Annotated in this window: 1 protein-coding gene; it reads right to left on the reverse strand. The window is 71.4% G+C overall.

Annotated elements, in window-relative coordinates; all coding sequences use genetic code 11:
• Nucleotides 1-273 precede the first annotated feature (273 nt).
• Nucleotides 274-668, reverse strand: a 395-nt coding sequence (locus tag X803_RS22570; RefSeq protein ID WP_216699072.1) for a hypothetical protein, incomplete at its 5' end; no start/stop codon positions are given.

A 668-nucleotide genomic window follows, 5' to 3' on the forward strand; every position in this document is an offset into this window, starting at 1 on the left:
GTGCGGCGGGCGCTACGGTCGGGAACCGCCGGTGCCTGCTCCTGAGGCTCCGGCGCAGGCTCCGCACGTCCGCCTGACGGTTGCCACCCTGTGGCTTCGTCGTCCCCGGTAAGCCTGACATCACTGTCGGCGAGCGTGAGATCGGCAGGATCAGCCGGATGCTGTCCCGGATGTTGGCCCTCGCCGGCCGGCGTTATCCCGATGTGCGGGAGCCGGTCCGGCATCGGAGCCTGGACCATCGGGGAGCCGGACACGCCGGAGTCCCCGCGGTCCTCAGGATCTACGGCGTCCGCCTCTGAGCAGGGACGAGGCCGGCTCGGGGCCCTCCTCCCTGGTGCGGCGGGCGCTACGGTCGGGAACCGCCGGTGCCTGCTCCTGAGGCTCCGGCGCAGGCTCCGCACGTCCGCCTGACGGTTGCCACCCTGTGGCTTCGTCGTCCCCGGTAAGCCTGACATCACTGTCGGCGAGCGTGAGATCGGCAGGATCAGCCGGATGCTGTCCCGGATGTTGGCCCTCGCCGGCCGGCGTTATCCCGATGTGCGGGAGCCGGTCCGGCATCGGAGCCTGGACCATCGGGGAGCCGGACACGCCGGAGTCCCCGCGGTCCTCAGGATCTACGGCGTCCGCCTCTGAGCTCATCGTGTACTCCGCCGGCGCATCGGCTGCCG

The organism is Arthrobacter sp. 35/47 (assembly GCF_000520475.1).
GTDB classification, from domain to species: Bacteria; Actinomycetota; Actinomycetes; order Actinomycetales; family Micrococcaceae; genus Arthrobacter_D; species Arthrobacter_D subterraneus.